General features: G+C 57.9%; 16 protein-coding genes. 6 read left to right on the top strand and 10 right to left on the bottom strand.

Features of this window, described 5'->3' with window-relative positions; all coding sequences use genetic code 11:
- Positions 1 to 18 precede the first annotated feature (18 nt).
- Positions 19 to 1,218, top strand: coding sequence for a M20 aminoacylase family protein (locus tag PSH66_RS11635; RefSeq protein WP_205489408.1), 1,200 nt, complete (start codon positions 19 to 21; stop codon positions 1,216 to 1,218).
- A gap of 32 nt (positions 1,219 to 1,250) precedes the next feature.
- Positions 1,251 to 1,643 (top strand): ACT domain-containing protein, encoded by a 393-nt coding sequence (locus PSH66_RS11640; RefSeq protein ID WP_069787399.1) that lies wholly within the window; start codon positions 1,251 to 1,253, stop codon positions 1,641 to 1,643.
- Positions 1,644 to 1,804: 161 nt separating this feature from the next.
- On the opposite strand, the gene PSH66_RS11645 is transcribed toward PSH66_RS11640, so the two are convergent.
- The 3 genes from PSH66_RS11645 to PSH66_RS11655 all read right to left on the bottom strand — a co-directional run bounded on the left by PSH66_RS11645 (position 1,805) and on the right by PSH66_RS11655 (position 4,054).
- Positions 1,805 to 2,626, bottom strand: a complete 822-nt coding sequence (locus PSH66_RS11645; RefSeq protein WP_305429125.1) for an AraC family transcriptional regulator — start codon at positions 2,624 to 2,626, stop codon at positions 1,805 to 1,807.
- A complete protein-coding gene (locus PSH66_RS11650) occupies positions 2,626 to 3,096 on the bottom strand; it encodes a YbhB/YbcL family Raf kinase inhibitor-like protein (protein WP_305429126.1) in 471 nt (156 codons plus the stop codon). Before PSH66_RS11650 ends, PSH66_RS11645 begins: the two co-directional genes overlap by 1 nt.
- Before the next feature lie 214 nt (positions 3,097 to 3,310).
- Positions 3,311 to 4,054: a GntR family transcriptional regulator gene (locus tag PSH66_RS11655; protein ID WP_225908546.1), complete on the bottom strand. Its 744-nt coding sequence runs from the start codon at positions 4,052 to 4,054 to the stop codon at positions 3,311 to 3,313.
- A gap of 85 nt (positions 4,055 to 4,139) precedes the next feature.
- On the opposite strand from PSH66_RS11655, the gene PSH66_RS11660 reads away from it, so the two are divergent.
- Positions 4,140 to 4,985, top strand: a complete 846-nt coding sequence (locus PSH66_RS11660) for a fumarylacetoacetate hydrolase family protein (protein ID WP_305429127.1) — start codon at positions 4,140 to 4,142, stop codon at positions 4,983 to 4,985.
- Between the two features lie 77 nt (positions 4,986 to 5,062).
- Here PSH66_RS11660 and PSH66_RS11665 read toward each other — a convergent pair whose 3' ends face one another.
- The 5 genes from PSH66_RS11665 to PSH66_RS11685 form a co-directional block, all read right to left on the bottom strand.
- Positions 5,063 to 6,691, bottom strand: coding sequence for a methyl-accepting chemotaxis protein (locus PSH66_RS11665; RefSeq protein ID WP_205489348.1), 1,629 nt, complete (start codon positions 6,689 to 6,691; stop codon positions 5,063 to 5,065).
- A 241-nt stretch (positions 6,692 to 6,932) separates the two neighbouring features.
- On the bottom strand, positions 6,933 to 7,664 hold the full coding sequence (locus tag PSH66_RS11670) for an SDR family NAD(P)-dependent oxidoreductase (RefSeq protein WP_078732545.1): 732 nt from the start codon (positions 7,662 to 7,664) through the stop codon (positions 6,933 to 6,935).
- Between the two features lie 44 nt (positions 7,665 to 7,708).
- Entirely contained in the window at positions 7,709 to 8,977 is a 1,269-nt protein-coding gene (locus PSH66_RS11675) for a carbohydrate porin (protein ID WP_205489346.1), read from the bottom strand.
- 61 nt (positions 8,978 to 9,038) lie between these two features.
- Positions 9,039 to 10,280 (bottom strand): MFS transporter, encoded by a 1,242-nt coding sequence (locus tag PSH66_RS11680; RefSeq protein ID WP_305429128.1) that lies wholly within the window; start codon positions 10,278 to 10,280, stop codon positions 9,039 to 9,041.
- Between the two features lie 23 nt (positions 10,281 to 10,303).
- Complete coding sequence (locus tag PSH66_RS11685; protein WP_053121222.1) at positions 10,304 to 10,837, bottom strand: 2,4'-dihydroxyacetophenone dioxygenase family protein; 534 nt, start codon at positions 10,835 to 10,837, stop codon at positions 10,304 to 10,306.
- A gap of 241 nt (positions 10,838 to 11,078) precedes the next feature.
- On the opposite strand from PSH66_RS11685, the gene PSH66_RS11690 reads away from it, so the two are divergent.
- Entirely contained in the window at positions 11,079 to 12,053 is a 975-nt protein-coding gene (locus tag PSH66_RS11690; RefSeq protein ID WP_205489344.1) for a helix-turn-helix domain-containing protein, read from the top strand.
- Positions 12,054 to 12,069: 16 nt separating this feature from the next.
- Here the strand turns inward: PSH66_RS11690 and PSH66_RS11695 are convergent, their stop codons facing one another.
- Both PSH66_RS11695 and PSH66_RS11700 read right to left on the bottom strand, forming a co-directional pair.
- Positions 12,070 to 12,711, bottom strand: a complete 642-nt coding sequence (locus PSH66_RS11695; protein ID WP_069787410.1) for a response regulator transcription factor — start codon at positions 12,709 to 12,711, stop codon at positions 12,070 to 12,072.
- Between the two features lie 29 nt (positions 12,712 to 12,740).
- Complete coding sequence (locus PSH66_RS11700; RefSeq protein WP_205489343.1) at positions 12,741 to 14,108, bottom strand: cache domain-containing protein; 1,368 nt, start codon at positions 14,106 to 14,108, stop codon at positions 12,741 to 12,743.
- Positions 14,109 to 14,266: 158 nt separating this feature from the next.
- On the opposite strand from PSH66_RS11700, the gene PSH66_RS11705 reads away from it, so the two are divergent.
- Both PSH66_RS11705 and PSH66_RS11710 read left to right on the top strand, forming a co-directional pair.
- Entirely contained in the window at positions 14,267 to 16,324 is a 2,058-nt protein-coding gene (locus PSH66_RS11705) for a carbon starvation CstA family protein (protein WP_205489342.1), read from the top strand.
- A 12-nt stretch (positions 16,325 to 16,336) separates the two neighbouring features.
- Entirely contained in the window at positions 16,337 to 16,537 is a 201-nt protein-coding gene (locus PSH66_RS11710) for a YbdD/YjiX family protein (RefSeq protein ID WP_078732551.1), read from the top strand.
- Positions 16,538 to 16,564: the final 27 nt, after the last annotated feature.

The following is a 16,564-nucleotide window of genomic DNA, read 5'->3' on the forward strand; positions in this document are numbered from 1 at the left end:
TTTTCGCGGAGAGTGCCAATGAAAAACGCTGCCTTGATCCAGGTGCCCGAAGCCATTTACGCCCTGAGACGGGATATCCACCGGCATCCGGAATTGGCCTTCGAAGAGCGCCGGACCGCAAACCTGATCGCGAGCCAGCTAGAGTCATGGGGCTTGACGGTTCACCGCGGGCTGGCGGGGACCGGCGTAGTCGGAGTTTTGCGCTGTGGCACAGGCGATGCGTCTATCGGCTTGCGCGCCGACATGGACGCGCTGCCTGTGCAGGAGCTCAATCAATTCGAGCATGCCTCCGCCCATGTGGGGAAAATGCATGCCTGTGGTCATGATGGGCACTGTGCAATGCTGTTGGCGGCGGCGTTCGAGCTTGCGCATACCCGCCAGTTAGATGGCACGCTGTATTTTATTTTTCAGCCCGCCGAGGAATGTGATGCCGGGGCCAGGCGCATGATCGAAGACGGCCTATTCGACCTTTTCCCCATGAATGCGGTGTTTGGCATGCATAATTGGCCCGGTTTGGCGGCGGGGCAGTTCGCTGTGCATTCAGGGGCGATGATGGCCTCCGACACGGAGTTTCGAATTCGCGTGTTCGGCAAGGGAGGGCATGCCGCCCTGCCGCATCAGTGCACTGATCCTTTGCAGCCATTGGTGCACATTGCCCAAGCGTTTCAGAGCATCATCACGCGCAATGTGGACACTCAGGATCCGGCGGTCATATCCGTCACAAACATGCATGCAGGCAGTGATGTCAGTCTCACCGTCATTCCAGATGACGCCTGCTTGGGAGGCACGTTCAGGGCGTTTTCCCGAGAAGCCATGAGCTTGATTGAAATGCGCATGACGGAAATCGCCAACAACATTGCCGATGCTTTCGGTTGCCGCGTTGAAACCTCGTTCAAATCGGACTATCCACCGCTGATCAATCATCCACGCGAAACAAACATCTGTATCGAGCTTCTACGCAAATTGGTCGGTGAAGAGCAAGTCCTCACCAATGGCAAGCCCACCATGGCCGCCGAAGACTTCGCCCACATGCTCGAACATAAACCGGGTTGCTATGTATTCATCGGCAACGGTGAGGGCGGGCATCGCAACGTCGGCCATGGTCCCGGGCCGTGTGTGCTGCACAATGCGAGTTTTGATTTCAACGACGATATTCTGCCGATCGGCGCGACCTATTGGGTTCGTCTGGCAGAGGCCTGTCTGCCATTACCCACTTGAAATAGCGTTAACCTTATCTAACTGGAGATTTTATGAAACTGGTCAAAAGCATCCGCCTTAAAGTCCTACCCGAACGCTACTCAATTTCCAGGTTGGACAGTAAAGCCCCGATCCCGACTTGGGCCGATGGTGACGGGTTTGTAAACATTGCCCGCTCTGCCGATGAACTGTCGATTGTCTGCCATCAGAGCCGAGTGCCTGAAGGTGTCAAAATCGACCGGGACTGGAATTGTGTGCAATTTGTCGGCCCTTTCGCCTTCGACGAAACCGGTATCGTGCTGTCAGTGGTGCGCCCTCTCAGCGAAGCAGGATTTGGGGTTTTTGTGGTGTCGACATTCGACGGCGACTTCCTGCTGCTCAAGGCCGATCAGTTTGCCGAAGGGCTTGCTGTGCTCCGCGTGGCGGGGCATCAGATTCTGGACTGATGAGGGCCATTCGCTTTGGCGCCTGTCACGAAACAAGGCCTGTAGACGCGATTTGGCAACGCTCTCGTTGTGGGTCGCCGCCAATGGCATTCTGAGTTCGGCGTGCCTTGCGGACTCAAGCCTGCTATGGCGCCGACCCGTTGAATTGGTGGTCTGCAACATCAGCGTCGATGCCCTCTGACCGCCGTGGGTGGGAAGCCGAACCGATCACGAAAACGCACGGCAAATTGCGACGGCGTCTGGTAGCCGACGCAAAGCGCTATTTGCATGACGGTCTGCGCGGATGATTGCAACAGTTGCAGGGCAAGGGTCATGCGTGCATCGATCAATAAGCGACTGAACGTGGTGCCTTCTTCCGCGAGCCTGCGCCGCAGCGTGGCTTCGCTGAGCGCAAAGGTGGAGGCGACTTCCAGCGCACTCCAGTCGTTTGCCAGGTCGCTGGCGATCAGTTGCCGCACTTTGATCGCCATCGTCGGCAGGCGCGGCGGTTCGAACCGCCCACCCGTCACGCCAACCCAGGTCAGCAATTCCTGTACGCGATGCCGAGCGACAGGGTCTGGCACCGTGCTGTCTATTACCGCTTCAATGGCGCGCCTGAACGACTCGGCAAAATGCCCACCTTCGCCTGTGATGGGTTGAGCGTATCGAATGGCCGCCAGGTGCGTATTGGCTTCAGCGTTCGATTGGATCAACGCTTTGTCCCACACCAGCCAGTGGGCCTGGTAACTGCCGTCCTGGGCCAGCCGGTTGATGATATCCAAGGATTGCCCACCCGCCACGGCAATCGCCTCGCCTGGGCTGATCAGGTATTCACCCCCTGACCAGCGCACGATTTTCGAGCCCCGCTCAACATAGATCAAGATGGGGCTCTCGATATACAAACGCTTGAACTCCAGGTTTCCATGCTGAAGAACGATGCCCGCGGTCCCGACCCCAGGCCGCTGGGTGATGCGCAAAGCGTCGTAAGCGTTCGTGAATGGCATCAGCGGCCGCCCTGTACCGTCAGCGTGGCTTTGGCAAGCGAACCACCTGGCACCATGAAGCCAAGCATTGCCGGTGTGACCGTCGGCGGTAGCGTCAATTTATCGGTTTTCATGGCGTATACCGCGATCACATAGTTGTGGGTTTGCCCTTCGGGTGGGCAGGCACCCAGATAGCCGGGCATACCGTTGTCACCGCGTATCTGCAGCGTACCGGCGGGCAATGTACCACCGACGCTACCTGCGCCTTCCTTCAGTTCATTGACGGTTGCAGGCACGTTAGCCAGCACCCAATGCCACCAGCCCGAGCCCGTCGGTGCGTCTGGATCGTACAGGGTCACCACGAAGCTCTGGGTGTCCGGCGGGGCACCGCTCCAGGAAATTTCAGGGGAGAGGTTCTTGCCGGTGCAGCCGAACACATTGGCAAATTGACGCTGTTGAAAATGTCCGTCCTGGACACTGCTGCTTTGCACCGTGAACGACTGGGCTTATGCAGTGGCTGCGATGAGTGAAAGGGCAAAAAGGCCCGCGCCGACATATGAGTTTTTCATACCGACTCCTCTTGGTTTGGAGTGGCTAGTCTGGCGTGTCTGGTCGGACAAGACCGTTTGCCAGCGCTCGATTTTCGTCGCAATCCAGTCAATATGCCAGGATCGTATGAGGCTTCAAGAGCGGTCGAGAGCGTCATCAAACAGGCTCTGCAAACTGCGCAAGCGCTTGCAAGCCTTCAATCAGCATGACGGAGGTGGTCTGGATATGCTGCTGCAACAGTTCACAGGCCTGGGTTGTATCCCTGGCCATGGCTGCGTCAAACAATGCTTGATGTTCGCCATTAATGTCCCGCTGCGTGGCGGTCATGGCGATCGACATCGCGCGATAGCGAGCGGTTTGCTCGAACAACATCGAGCGAATACGTAATAGCCAGGTGTTGGGACAGGCACTGACCAACGCCTCATGAAAAGCATGATGAGCGCCCGTCCATTCATCCGTATCATTTTGATCAGCTCTTATGAGGCGGTGATGTGCGACTATCAGGCTTGCTTCCCATTCAAGGGTACCGCTATCCAGGGCGTGCCGAAGGCAACTTGATTCTATCTCCATACGGGCGAATGTCAGGTCGTTGAGGTCTGCCAGGGAAACGGCAGAAATGCGAAAGCCTTTCTGGGGCTCGGCAATCACCAACCCCTCGGAGACCATTCGCGACAATGCCTCTCTTACCGCTCCCGCACTGGCCTCATAACGTTCGGCCACGACTTTTACGTTGACGCGGTCTCCTGGGCGTAAAACACAGGATAGAACATCACGGCGCAAGCGTTCGTAGGTCGCTTGCGTGAGGCTTTTGGCGGGCTGAACGTTCATGACAGGGCAAATCTCTAAAAATATATTTTGTTGCAGAAAATATATTTTAGTCTCTATGATGGATTTATTCAATTCGGCGGGTTCGCTTCGCCAGAGTGGGCAGCGCCCTCGCGTTTGAGCGATGGATTTTCTCCACAGACAGACAATCGAGGTACACATGAAACTGTGTCGTTTTGGCCCGCGCGGTAAAGAGCGTCCGGGCGTCATAGATGCCAACGGGCGGGTGCGCGATCTTTCCGCGCATGTCGGCGATATCACTGCCGCGGTGCTGGCACCGTCATCGCTGGCGCAGTTGTCGACGTTGGATATCGCCAGTTTGCCCCTGGTCGAGCGCGGGATTCGTTACGGTGTGCCCGTGGCGCATGTGCGCAAATTCATCGCCATCGGGCTCAATTACCGCGACCACGCCGAAGAGGCGCAAATGGCGATTCCGAGCGAGCCGATCATTTTTCATAAGGCCATCAGTTGCCTGAACGGCCCGGATGATGAAATCCAGCAGCCGCGTGGCGCTACCCAACTGGATTGGGAGCTGGAGTTGGGCGTGGTGATCGGCAGTGAAGCCCGCTATGTGTCTGAAGCGGATGCCTTGAACTGTGTTGCAGGTTACTGCGTCGTCAACGACGTATCGGAGCGGGCATTCCAAATGCAAAGTTCACAATGGGACAAAGGCAAGGGGTGTGACACCTTCGGCCCGGTTGGGCCTTGGCTGGTGACCCGCGACGAAGTCCCCGACCCGCAAAACCTGGATATGTGGCTGGAGATCAACGGTGAGCGACGTCAGACCGGCAATTCGAAAACCATGATTTTTACCGTGGCTCAAATCGTGGCGTACTGCAGCCGCTACATGACATTGCAGCCGGGCGATGTGATCTGTACGGGCACGCCACCGGGTGTGGGAATGGGCATGAAGCCGCTGCCGCAGTGGCTGTCACCGGGTGATGAAATCCACCTGTGGATTGATGGGCTTGGCGAGCAGCGGCAAAGGGTTGTATCGGCCGTTTAAACCCGACAATCATTGACGTGCTGCGAGCGTCCCGTCGACGCCGCAGCGCACGTCGATGGGACTCCTCATCTGGGTGTCTAGAGCTTGAACTGCTTGGTTAGATGGCTGAGATCGTTGGCCAGCTTCGTCAGTTCAGCGGTGGCAATTGCCGTCTGACTTGATCCTTCCGATGCTTCGCTGGACAAATCCCGAATACTGACGAGGTTGCGATCCACTTCGCGCGCGACTTGGGCCTGTTCCTCTGCCGCGGTGGCAATCATCAGGTTTCGCTCGTTGATTTGACTCAACGAGTCGGTGATCTCGCCGAGCACCTTACCTGCGCTATTGGCCATTTCGAGTGTCTGCCTGGCTTGGAGGCTTGTTTGACTCATCGATGTCACCGCGTTGCCTGTGCCTGCCTGGATTGAATCGACCATGTGCTCAATTTCCTGTGTGGATTTTTGAGTGCGATGGGCCAAGGCTCTGACTTCATCAGCGACGACCGCAAAGCCACGACCGGCTTCGCCGGCACGCGCAGCTTCAATGGCCGCGTTCAAGGCCAATAAATTGGTCTGCTCTGCAATCCCTCGGATGACATCCAGCACCTTGCTTATATCGGTTGCCATGGTTGCCAAGGCTTGCACTTCACCTGAGGTGCTTTGGACGTTGGAGACCATGAGGTTGATGGCCGCGACCGTTTCGTTAACCTGGTTACGACCTGCGATAGCGGCTGAGCTCGATTGTGAGGTCAGCACGGAGGTGGACGCGGCATTGCCTGCGACTTCTTCCACGGCTGCGCTCATTTCAGTGACTGCGGTGGCGGCCATTTCAATTTCATGATTTTGACGTTGAATGGTCCGCGAAGCACCCTCCGTCACGGCATGCATTTCTTCGGAGGTCGCGGCCAACTGGGTGGAGGAATCCCCTATCAGTGCCAGGGCATCACGTAAGTTTGACTGCATCGCGGCGATTGCTTTTACCAGTTGTGCCGCCTCGTCAGAACCTGTCGCATTGAAGTCTTGGCTCAGATCATTCGCAGCAATACGGCGGGCAATCACCAATGATTCATTAATAGGCACCGTCAGGCTTCGGGTGTAAAGCCAAGCCAAGAGTAACGAAGCCGCCACCGAAACAACCAAGAAAACGCCTACCATTATTTGGGTTTGCTGATAAATATCATCAGCATCCCGGCCCGCTTTTTTGGCTTTGTTTTCGTTAACGCTGATGAGATTGTTCAGTGATGCTTCGACACGATCGGCGGCATCTTTCATCAGCCCATTTGAGATAGACACGGCGGTTTCCAATTGCTGCGCGGCCACGGCGGCGAGATACTGATCCTGCGCCTTTGAATAGTCACTCTTGGTTTCACGCAGGCGTTCAAACGCTTCGCGACCTTGAGGCGTGACAATCAGTGCTGTTAAAGACTGCAAGTATTGATCGATGACTTGCCGCGATTGTTGGATGTCGCTGAGCGCCTTGGTTTTGCGCTCCTGAGGCTCGATCGGATTGCGCACCCGAGCATTGTTGCCTCTGATGCCTATGAATTCCCGGTCTAGTTGGCCCAGCAGTTTTACGCTGGGCAAGACGTTGGTTTCAACGTACTTTTCGGCAGTCTTCAATAACTCGGCTTGCCTTAAGGCGAGTAATCCCATCGCGATGATGATCAGGCAGAAGAAGCCAAAACACAGAGCTGAGCGGGGCGCGAGGTTCAGTTTTCGCAGGAGCATACGATGTCCTTAAGTTGAGAGTGTCCATCCGTGAAGTTAGTATCGACGATAGGTAGGAATACTTGAGCTTTGGGGGGAGGTTAAAAAGTCTACCGTTCAGTTGGTTGATGATATCGATAGGAGGGTAGGGCGTAGGATGATGTTTAAAACGGAAGTTCGGGAGCGAAAGGTCGTGTCTAATCTTTAAAGCACAGAATAAACGCGCCTGACAGAGTAGGCGCGTTTTGACTGGTCGTCAGCTTCAGATCGCTGTGGTGAGATAGCCCCCATCAACGGGCAGAATCACGCCATTTACAAACGACGCTGCATCCGATGCTAAAAACGCAATCACCTTGGCGACCTCTTCGGCACTGCCAAATCGCTTCATAGGGGTGCGTGACAGTAGACGGTCAATCCTCGGTTGATCATCGATTTTCGCCAGCAATGGTGTGGTGATCCAGCCCGGTGCCACCGCGTTGACGCGAATGTGATCCGGAGCGTACGCCTCGGCCAGCGATTTGGTGATCTGTACGATTGCCCCCTTGGCAGCTGAGTAGGCCACGAGTTTGCCGCCGCCGAAATAGGAGAACATCGACGCAATGTTGATGATCGAACCACCTTGCCTGGCCAGCAGGGGGTGCGCCAGATTGATCAGACGGTAGACGGCGTTGAGTTGCACCGACAGCACCTGGTTGAAGGCCTCCCACTCCATCTCCTTTTCGCCCAGCGTGCCCCCGGCGGCGGGCACCAGAATATCCAGGCGGTCGAGGCTTTGAATGACGCCTTTGAGCGCATCATCGTCGGTGACGTTAACCTCGCGAAGATCGAGCCGAACCCCATCGGCGACCACGGTCGCATCGGCACCCAAGCCGATAGCCACGACGCGGGCGCCATGCCGAGCCAAATACTCGGCGGTCGCCTGGCCGATTCCCGAGGTGCCGCCGCTGACGAGCGCGACCTTGCCTTCAAACAGAGTGCTGCTGAACATAGTCATCGTTACCTCATGAACTGAGTAAAAGTGTTATTCAAACCGCATGCTCACAGGCCCAGTACCGAGCCGATATCCAGCGCCACTTGCAGGCCCACCACGAACCCGTTGTTGCTCAATTGCGTCGCGCCTGGGTTGTAGAAATTGTCCGGGTTGATGATGTATTGGATGCTCGGTTCGATGGACAGGTTGCGAGTCAGGGCAAAATGGCCGTTGGCTTCCACGGCGTACACATTGCGCTCGCCCAATTCCGGATCGCCACCGGCCGCCGTGCGCAGGCGTTGCTGGAACTGCAATTGATGGGAATTGACTTGCAGGTAGCTGGTTTTGAGATTGAGCTTGTCCTGCGCTCGATCAAAGGGCGCCAGGTAAGTCAGACCGGCTTCGGCGAAATGGCTGAAAGGTTGTTTATTATCGGCCGCTGCTGACAGTGAACCGAATACCTGCAGGCCTTGTTGCCCGCCGCGCCACAGGGTCTGGCGAAACTTGAAGAAGCCGCCGGCGGTGCCGTGGTCGCTGGCGCCCGTCAGCGGGTCGACCTGCCTGGAAGAGTTGAAGTACGCATTCAATTCGTACTGGGTAGTGTCATCGCCGGGCTTGCTGCCCAGACCCACCAGAAAGCTGGTGCCACTCGCGTCGTCGGTGCTGAAATCCAAGCCTTTGCGCTTTTTCAGGTAATCCACCGGGTTGGATTCGAATGCACCGGCGTGCACGTAAACGCTTGGGCTCACCTGATACTTGAGGTAGCCACCCCAGGCACCGAAGGGCGGTGGCAGCATGCCGCTTGATGCGTCCAGGATCGGGTCGGTGCAGGTGACCGCCGTTTCGCAGTTATAGATGTAGAAGTAGCGCCGGCCGTTGGTCCGGCCGATGTGCATATCAAGCTGGCCATCGAGCCATTTCTGTTCGTAGGTCAACAGGCTTAGCTGGTTGCTGGCGATGTCGTTGTGCAGCGGCGCGCCTGCGAAATAGCTGCCGGCAGCACCTTGCCATTTGTTTGCGGTAGGCTGGCCGGTGCCGTTATCGAGGATAAAGACGGTCTGTTCGACATGCAGGGCTGCGCCGTCCAGGCCACCGAGCGTGGCGAGGTTAACGTCGGCACCGATATAGAGGTCGCCACTGTTGCCGAAACTGTAGGGGCGCGGGCCGGTGTCGAGGTTTTTCATCGACAGGCTGGTGAATTGCACATGGGGCTGGATGCCGTAGCCGGCCAATTGCTCGCCCAGGCCGGCCAGTGGACCTTCACGGTCCTGTGCCCAAGCTGGGGGGTAGGTAAACGCCAGGAACAAAAACGCGCACAAACGAAGAGTAGGGTGCATGGTCTGAGACTCATTTTATTGTTGTTGTGATGAGTAAATGCAGGAGCGTGGTGATCCCGGATCACGCACGCTGTGTGCAGGCTTGCATTGATCGGCGTTGCAGCACGCCAGGCGCGGTTTCCTTGAGCAGCAGGGACAGCCCTGCTGCCAACAAGGCGCCGCCGCAGGAGATCCACATCACAATCGACAACCCGAACTGATCGGCGGCGAACCCGGCAATGGTCGGCGCCACGAACCCTCCCACCAGTTCGCCAACGCCCATGATCATGCCCAGCGCCGTAGCCATGACTTCACGCGGGACGGTTTCAGCCGGAATGGTGGACATGAACAGCGTGAAGCAGCCAAGCCCGGTGAAGGTGAGCACCATCAGCATGCCGAGTATCATCGGCGAAGGCGCGAATAGCAGGGCTATCGGGCAGCAGGCAGCAACCAGCGAGAACAGCACCAGCGTCGGACGGCGGCCGATACGGTCGGAAGTGCTCGGCACCACAAATCCCCATACAACCCATGCCGCACCCAGGCAGCTCATGATCGTGCCCATGCTCGGCGCGCTGTAACCGCGGACGCTGACCAGAAACGTCGGGGTAAAGGAGATCAGGATCACGAACCATGTCAGAAACACGCAACTGATCAATGTGCACAGCACGATGTTGCGGCTCTTGAGCAATGCCAGCCGGTGCCCGGTGGGTTTGGCATTAGTTGCCGGAGCCTGGTGGGGTTCATCCTGACGCACATAGCGCCAGATGAACCAGGCAATCAGCAGCCCGGGCAGCAGCGATACAATGAACGCATGCCGCCAGCCATAGGCTTCGGCCAGGGCGATCAACACCGGCGGGCCGATCACCGCGCCCAACAGACCCGCTGCCGAGCCTTGCAGCAAGCCCATGTTCAGGCCCCGGCGATGCGGCGATGACGCCTCCACCATCATCGATTGGGACAACGGCAGGATCGGCCCCTCGGCCAACCCCATGATGCCGCGAAACAGCAACAGACTGAGAAATCCCGAGACCAGCCCCGAGAGGGCCGAGCACAGGGAAAACAGAATAACCGCCGCAATCAGCAGCGGTTTACGCACCCCTCGGCGATCTGACCACGCACCGACCAATGTGCCCGAAATGGCCCAAGCCAATGCGAGCACCGAAGACAACATGCCGAGGTGGCTGTTACTCAGTTGCAGGTCTTTAGCCATGAACGGAAACAGGAAGGACAGGGCAAGGCGGTCGAAAAACACAAAACCGAACGTCAGGAACAACACGCAGAGCAGGGTATTCTCATAACTGGCTTTATTATTGTTGTGAGCCATGGTGGTTCTCCGTAGCACGGGGTTTAACGGAACAGACGGTCCACTGCATCAGCCCCCAGGCCGACCTTTTCGTAATGTTCACGGCACAGGGCAATGTAGGAGTGCACGTCGAAGTAGCCGGTGGACTCGCCTTGATCGTCGAGCCAGATCAGCGGCCCCTTGACGATGAAAAACACGCGCATGGGTTCCTCGTGCTCATAGGCCACCAGGGTGTGACCTTCGCCGGGCGTCTCATAGACGAAGTCGCCGGCCGTGGCGGTCCACTCATGCTCCAGGTAGCCCCACTTGCCCGACAGCGTGTAGGCGAACACTTCATGGGGGTGGTAGTGGCGATTGACCAGGCCTGCACGGCTGGACATCAAAATGTCGCACCAGCGGTTTTCGCTGGGGGAGATCCACAGGGGACGCGAAGAAACGGTCTCGGTGAAGGGCACGTACAGCCGCAGATCATCACTGGCGGCATTCGGCAGGTAAACCTCAGGCTTGGCGTCGGGCTTGAAGCAGTTCGCGATAGGCTGCAGGTCTTTCCAAAATTCGTTGCGGGCTAATTCGGGCATGTTGGGCCTCTGATTGTTGGAATACAGGGCCCACTCTAGGGGGAAAAACACGCGGCGATTTGATCGAAACCGACGTGATTGTTGTCCGTATCGGACGGATGTTTTCAGTTCATCGGTCGCTGTGGTTTTGTATCGGCTATTGATTGACAGCGTGCCTGGGTCGGCGGTTAATGGGGCTCTGCGGGCCCCGTAATCCGCCTTGCGCGGGGCCGAGCGGTCAATAAAAACGAGAATAATAAAAATGCCTCGATCCGCCCCCTTGCTCGATACTCAGCGTGCCAGTACCGACGACCTTCCTCAGGATCAGCGCGTGGCATTCTGGGAGCAGTACAACGCCTCGACACTGGTCGGCCTGAAGTGCTCTTCCTTCAGCGAAACCGGATTCAGCGCGCGGGAGGACAACCTGAGCCTGGACCGTCTGCGGGTGGCGCATATTGTCGGTAACCAACACGTCATCGAGCGTGACGGCTCAATGGTTCGCACGGTGCCCAAGGAGTCGGTCTTCGTATCGCTGGTCATGGGCAGCGCGTCGTTTTTCTTTCAGAACGGCAACTGCCATCTGCTGGAACCGGGCGAGATGATGGTGTATCGCACCGACAAACCTTACTTGTTTGGTTTCTCCGGCTCGATGCACAAATTCATCTTCGATATTCCTCAAGACGTGTTCGCCTCCCACTGTCTGCGCCGCTTTGACAATGCAGTGAAGATCAGCGCACACACCGGTACCCAACGGTTACTGCTGCGCACGTTGAGTGAGCGCACTGGCGGTTTTTTCGAGCGGCCGCTCAGCCAAGGGGCCGACAGCTATCAAGAGGATGCCCTCGACCTGTTGGGCACTATCATCGCCGGCCAGATGGGTAATCGCCGAATCAACGCCCTCAGTGCGTCCTACCTGTTGGCCGCCAAGCAATGCATCCTTGAGCAACTGGCCGACCCTGCCTTGAGCTGCGAGCGGGTGGCGCTTCAAACCGGGGTTTCCACCCGACACCTGGCCAGGCTGTTTGCCCTGGAAGATACGCAGCCCCATCGGTTTATTCTGGAAAAACGCTTGCAGGGCGCGTTCCGTCTGCTAAGCCAGTCGCAGGGTTGCGGGCTGGATATTGCTGAAGTTGCCTACCGCCACGGGTTCACCAGCCAGGCGCATTTCGCCAGGGCCTTCAAGTCGCACTATGGGCGCACACCCAGCGACGTGCGCGCATCGGCACAGGGCCTGTAGCTCGGGGCTGCGATGTTCATTCTCGACTGCGCGAGACGAGCCCGTGGTCCAGTGCGTATTTCGCCAACGCTGCTGGTTTGTCGATGTTGAGTTTGCGCCGAATACTGAGCCGATGGGTTTCAACGGTGCGCACGCTGATGTCCAGATCGCGGGCCATCTCTTTGTTGTTCATGCCTTGAACCATCTTGTACAAAACCTCGCTTTCGCGAGGGGTCAGTTCTTTGTCGGTGTCTTTATCGGCGATGAGCTTTTGCGCGATGTCTGCACTGTAAAAGGTGCCGCCACTGGCGATGGCTTCAATGGCCGCGATGATTTCCCTTGAAGGGGAGTTTTTCAGCACATAACCACTGGCACCGCAGCGAATGGATTCGCTCACGTATTCGAAATTGTCGTACATGCTGAGCATTAGAATCTTGAGCGCAGGCGAATGTTGTTTGAGCCGGCGAGTCAGTTCAAGGCCGTTCATGTCCTTCAAACCGATATCCACCAGCAACAGGTCCGGTTGGCACTGTTCGACCAGATTGAGCGCCTCGTGACCGTTCTCGGCCTCGCCGATCACCTCGACGGTGTCCACGATGGCGAGCAACGCTTTGATGCCGTCGCGAACCAGCGAGTGGTCGTCGACCAATCCAATACGTATGCGACCTGGCACTTTCATCAATGTGTTTTTCCTGTTTGGTGACGTCATCAAACGGTATTGTTGCCGGGTTTTTTCATCGGTAACAGGACGTCCAGTGTGGTTCTGCCTGGCGCTGAAGTCAGCTGCAGCTGCCCCTCCAAATGCTCGGCGCGCTCGCGGATATTGCGCAGGCCAATGCCATTGTGGCGGCGCAGTACCTGGAGCACGTTGAACCCGACGCCGTCATCCATGATCGTCAACTTCAACTCCAGGTCCGTCGCCAGCAGGGTGATCGAGACGTGCGTGGCGTGGGCATGCCGCTCAATATTCATCAAGCCTTCCTGCAGGATCCGAAATAATGCGTCTGCCACCCCTTGCGGCAGTGGGTAATCGATGCCCTCACATTCACAGCTCACTACCAGGCCGCTGCGTTGTTCAAACTCCCCGGCAAGCTGATCGATGGCGGCCGGCAGGCCCAGGGTGTCCAGCAGTGAAGAGCGCAGGTCGTGGGAGATGCTGCGCACTTCGCCAATCGCGCTCCCCAGCCGCTGCGTGGCTTCCCTGAGAATTACCAGGCCCTTGCTCGGCTCCGGCCCCTCAAGCACATGCCCGGCCAGTTCGAACTGGAATTTGATCGAAACCAGCAACTGACTGATACCGTCGTGCAACTCGCGGGAAACGCGGGCGCGTTCTTCTTCCTGCAGGCTGACGATACGCCGGTTCAGGCGCTGCAGTTTTTTGTCGGCCAGGCGGTGCTCACTGACGTTGAGCGCCATGCCGCCGGCGAATACCAGCAGCACCGCCACCAACGCCACGACGGCAATGGCCAGCATCGTTTTGCGGATGCCCTGGGCCACTTCGTCGCGGGCCTGCTGAGTGGCGCGCTCGACATCCTCCAGGTAAATGCCGGTGCCGAGCATCCAGCCCCAGCGGTCCAGCATGATCACATAAGCGAGCTTGTCGGTGACCTGGCCGGAGGAGGGTTTGTTCCAGGCGTAACGCTGAAAACCTTCACCGGATCGGGCGCTTTTGAACAGGGCCTGGATGACGGGCAACCCGTGCGGGTCTTTCATGTCCCACAGGTACTGCCCCACCAATTCCGACTGACGCGCATGCATCAGGCTGCGACCCGCGTGGTCGTAAACGAAGAAGTAACCGTTGATGCCAAAGCTCAGCTTGCGCAGTTCCTCAAGCACTTGGCGCTGCGCCTGCTCGTCGCCTGCGCCGTCGTTATACAGCGGCGCGATCAGGCTTTGCGCCATGGCTACGTAGTTTTTCAGTTCTGCGCGTTTGCTGGCCAGGATACTGTCTTCAATCAGACGGGCTTGCTGGTCACCTAACTGGCTATTCAAGGAGATGACCAACGCGCAAATAACCGCGATGGCCAACACTAACGGCAGTATCCCGAGTGCGACGATTTTATGTTTGAGTTGCATCGCGACTCCCGTGCGTCTCAGTAAAACTACGTAGACGCCTGCGTAGTAGTGCGGATGTATTTGTTAGCGGTGTGCGCGGATATTAGCCACCGCCGCCTGGCGGACACAATTATAAAAATTATCGTCGCAGCTCAAGAGCTGTCGACAGGAGACACGCAATGAACCGTATGGCTAAACACCTCGCCTGGTTTGCCGTGGCTGTCCTGGGTGCGTTTGCGCTGAGTGTCGTGGCCTTGCGCCGTGGCGAAGCGATCAACGCACTGTGGATCGTTGTCGCGGCAGTCGCTATCTATCTGGTTGCCTATCGTTACTACAGCCTGTTTATCGCCAACAAGGTGATGCAGCTCGATCCTGGTCGCGCCACGCCGGCGGTGGTGAACAACGATGGCCTGGACTTCGTCCCCACCAATAAACACGTACTGTTCGGCCACCACTTTGCAGCGATTGCCGGCGCGGGCCCTTTGGTCGGCCCGGTACTGGCGGCGCAAATGGGCTACCTGCCCGGCACGCTCTGGCTGATCGCCGGCGTGGTGCTGGCCGGGGCGGTGCAGGACTTTATGGTGCTGTTCATGTCCACGCGGCGCAACGGCCGCTCGCTGGGCGACATGGTGCGTGAAGAAATGGGCCGCATTCCTGGCACCATTGCGCTGTTCGGCTGTTTCCTGATCATGATCATCATCCTCGCGGTGCTGGCGCTGATCGTGGTCAAGGCCCTGGCCGAGAGCCCATGGGGCATCTTCACGGTAATGGCGACCATCCCGATCGCGATGTTCATGGGCATCTACATGCGCTACATCCGCCCGGGTCGCATCGGTGAAATCTCGGTCATCGGCGTGGTGTTGTTGCTGGGTTCGATCTGGCTGGGCGGGCAAATTGCCGCTGATCCGGTCTGGGCCAAGGCCTTTACCTTCACGGGCATTCAAATTACCTGGATGCTGATCGGTTACGGCTTCGTCGCGGCGGTACTGCCGGTGTGGCTGATCCTGGCACCGCGTGACTACCTGTCGACGTTCCTCAAGATTGGCACCATCGTGGCGTTGGCGATCGGCATCCTGATCACCATGCCCGACCTGAAAATGCCGGCGTTGACGCAGTTTACCGACGGCACCGGCCCTGTGTGGAAGGGTGGCCTGTTCCCGTTCCTGTTCATCACCATCGCCTGTGGTGCGGTCTCCGGTTTCCATGCGCTGATTGCCTCGGGCACCACGCCCAAGCTGTTGGCCAGCGAAGGGCACGCCCGTTACATCGGTTATGGCGGCATGTTGATGGAATCATTCGTGGCGATCATGGCGATGGTTGCGGCCTCGGTGATCGAGCCGGGCGTGTATTTCGCCATGAACAGTCCGGCCGCTGTCGTCGGCGCTGATGCGGTAACCGTCGCGCAAACTATCACTAGCTGGGGCTTCGCGATCACGCCGGACGCTCTGCACGCGGTCGCCCACGACATCGGTGAGACCACGATTCTGGCCAGAGCCGGCGGCGCGCCGACGCTGGCGGTAGGCATCGCGCAGATCCTGCACCAACTGCTGCCGGGTGAAAACACCATGGCGTTCTGGTACCACTTTGCGATCCTGTTCGAAGCGCTGTTCATCCTGACGGCGGTCGATGCCGGTACCCGTGCCGGTCGCTTCATGCTGCAGGACCTGCTGGGTTCCTTCGTGCCGGCGCTCAAACGCACCGAATCCTGGACCGCCAACCTGATCGCGACTGCCGGTTGTGTGGCGATGTGGGGTTATCTGCTGTACCAGGGCGTGATCGACCCACTGGGCGGCATCAACACCTTGTGGCCGCTGTTCGGTATCTCCAACCAAATGCTGGCAGGTATCGCGCTGATGCTGGCAACCGTTGTGCTGATCAAAATGAAACGCCAACGCTACATCTGGGTGACTATGCTGCCGGCGGTCTGGCTGCTGATCTGCACTACCACCGCGGGCTTCATCAAGCTGTTCGACGCCAACCCCGCGATCGGCTTCCTGGCCCTGGCTAGAAAATACAGCGATGCGGTCGCCAATGGGCAGGTACTGGCACCGGCCAAGAGCCTGGATCAGATGCAACACGTGATCTACAACGCCTACACCAACGCAACGCTGACGGCGCTGTTCCTGGCGGTGGTGTTCAGTATTTTGTTCTTTGCACTAAAGGTTGGTATTGCTGCATGGGGCACCCAGGAACGCACCGACAAGGAAGCGCCTTACCAGGCGGTGCCGGATGCCTGACGGGAGCGCGCCATGTTCAATGATCTGAGCCGTCTGGGTAAATACCTAGGTCAGGCCGCACGGCTGATGGTCGGCATGCCTGACTACGATACGTATGTTGAACACATGCAAAGCAAGCACCCGGACAAACCACTGATGGACTATGAGGCGTTCTTTCGCGAGCGCCAACAAGCCCGTTATGGCGGTGGTAACGGTCAGCCGCGCTGTTGCTGACAAGTCGACCCGGAACGCCCGATGCCT

This window comes from Pseudomonas sp. FP597, from assembly GCF_030687435.1.
Classification (GTDB): domain Bacteria; phylum Pseudomonadota; class Gammaproteobacteria; order Pseudomonadales; family Pseudomonadaceae; genus Aquipseudomonas; species Aquipseudomonas lactucae.

What these genes read in the sequence shown, in the direction of transcription:
- PSH66_RS11675 (WP_205489346.1), bottom strand. Translation starts at nt 8,977, where the DNA reads ATGCACCCTACTCTTCGTTTGTGCGCGTTTTTGTTCCTGGCGTTTACC.
- PSH66_RS11670 (WP_078732545.1), bottom strand. Translation starts at nt 7,664, where the DNA reads ATGACTATGTTCAGCAGCACTCTGTTTGAAGGCAAGGTCGCGCTCGTC.
- PSH66_RS11710 (WP_078732551.1), top strand. Translation starts at nt 16,337, where the DNA reads ATGTTCAATGATCTGAGCCGTCTGGGTAAATACCTAGGTCAGGCCGCA.
- PSH66_RS11665 (WP_205489348.1), bottom strand. Translation starts at nt 6,691, where the DNA reads ATGCTCCTGCGAAAACTGAACCTCGCGCCCCGCTCAGCTCTGTGTTTT.
- PSH66_RS11645 (WP_305429125.1), bottom strand. Translation starts at nt 2,626, where the DNA reads ATGCCATTCACGAACGCTTACGACGCTTTGCGCATCACCCAGCGGCCT.
- PSH66_RS11635 (WP_205489408.1), top strand. Translation starts at nt 19, where the DNA reads ATGAAAAACGCTGCCTTGATCCAGGTGCCCGAAGCCATTTACGCCCTG.
- PSH66_RS11660 (WP_305429127.1), top strand. Translation starts at nt 4,140, where the DNA reads ATGAAACTGTGTCGTTTTGGCCCGCGCGGTAAAGAGCGTCCGGGCGTC.
- PSH66_RS11640 (WP_069787399.1), top strand. Translation starts at nt 1,251, where the DNA reads ATGAAACTGGTCAAAAGCATCCGCCTTAAAGTCCTACCCGAACGCTAC.
- PSH66_RS11705 (WP_205489342.1), top strand. Translation starts at nt 14,267, where the DNA reads ATGAACCGTATGGCTAAACACCTCGCCTGGTTTGCCGTGGCTGTCCTG.
- PSH66_RS11695 (WP_069787410.1), bottom strand. Translation starts at nt 12,711, where the DNA reads ATGAAAGTGCCAGGTCGCATACGTATTGGATTGGTCGACGACCACTCG.
- PSH66_RS11700 (WP_205489343.1), bottom strand. Translation starts at nt 14,108, where the DNA reads ATGCAACTCAAACATAAAATCGTCGCACTCGGGATACTGCCGTTAGTG.
- PSH66_RS11690 (WP_205489344.1), top strand. Translation starts at nt 11,079, where the DNA reads ATGCCTCGATCCGCCCCCTTGCTCGATACTCAGCGTGCCAGTACCGAC.
- PSH66_RS11680 (WP_305429128.1), bottom strand. Translation starts at nt 10,280, where the DNA reads ATGGCTCACAACAATAATAAAGCCAGTTATGAGAATACCCTGCTCTGC.
- PSH66_RS11685 (WP_053121222.1), bottom strand. Translation starts at nt 10,837, where the DNA reads ATGCCCGAATTAGCCCGCAACGAATTTTGGAAAGACCTGCAGCCTATC.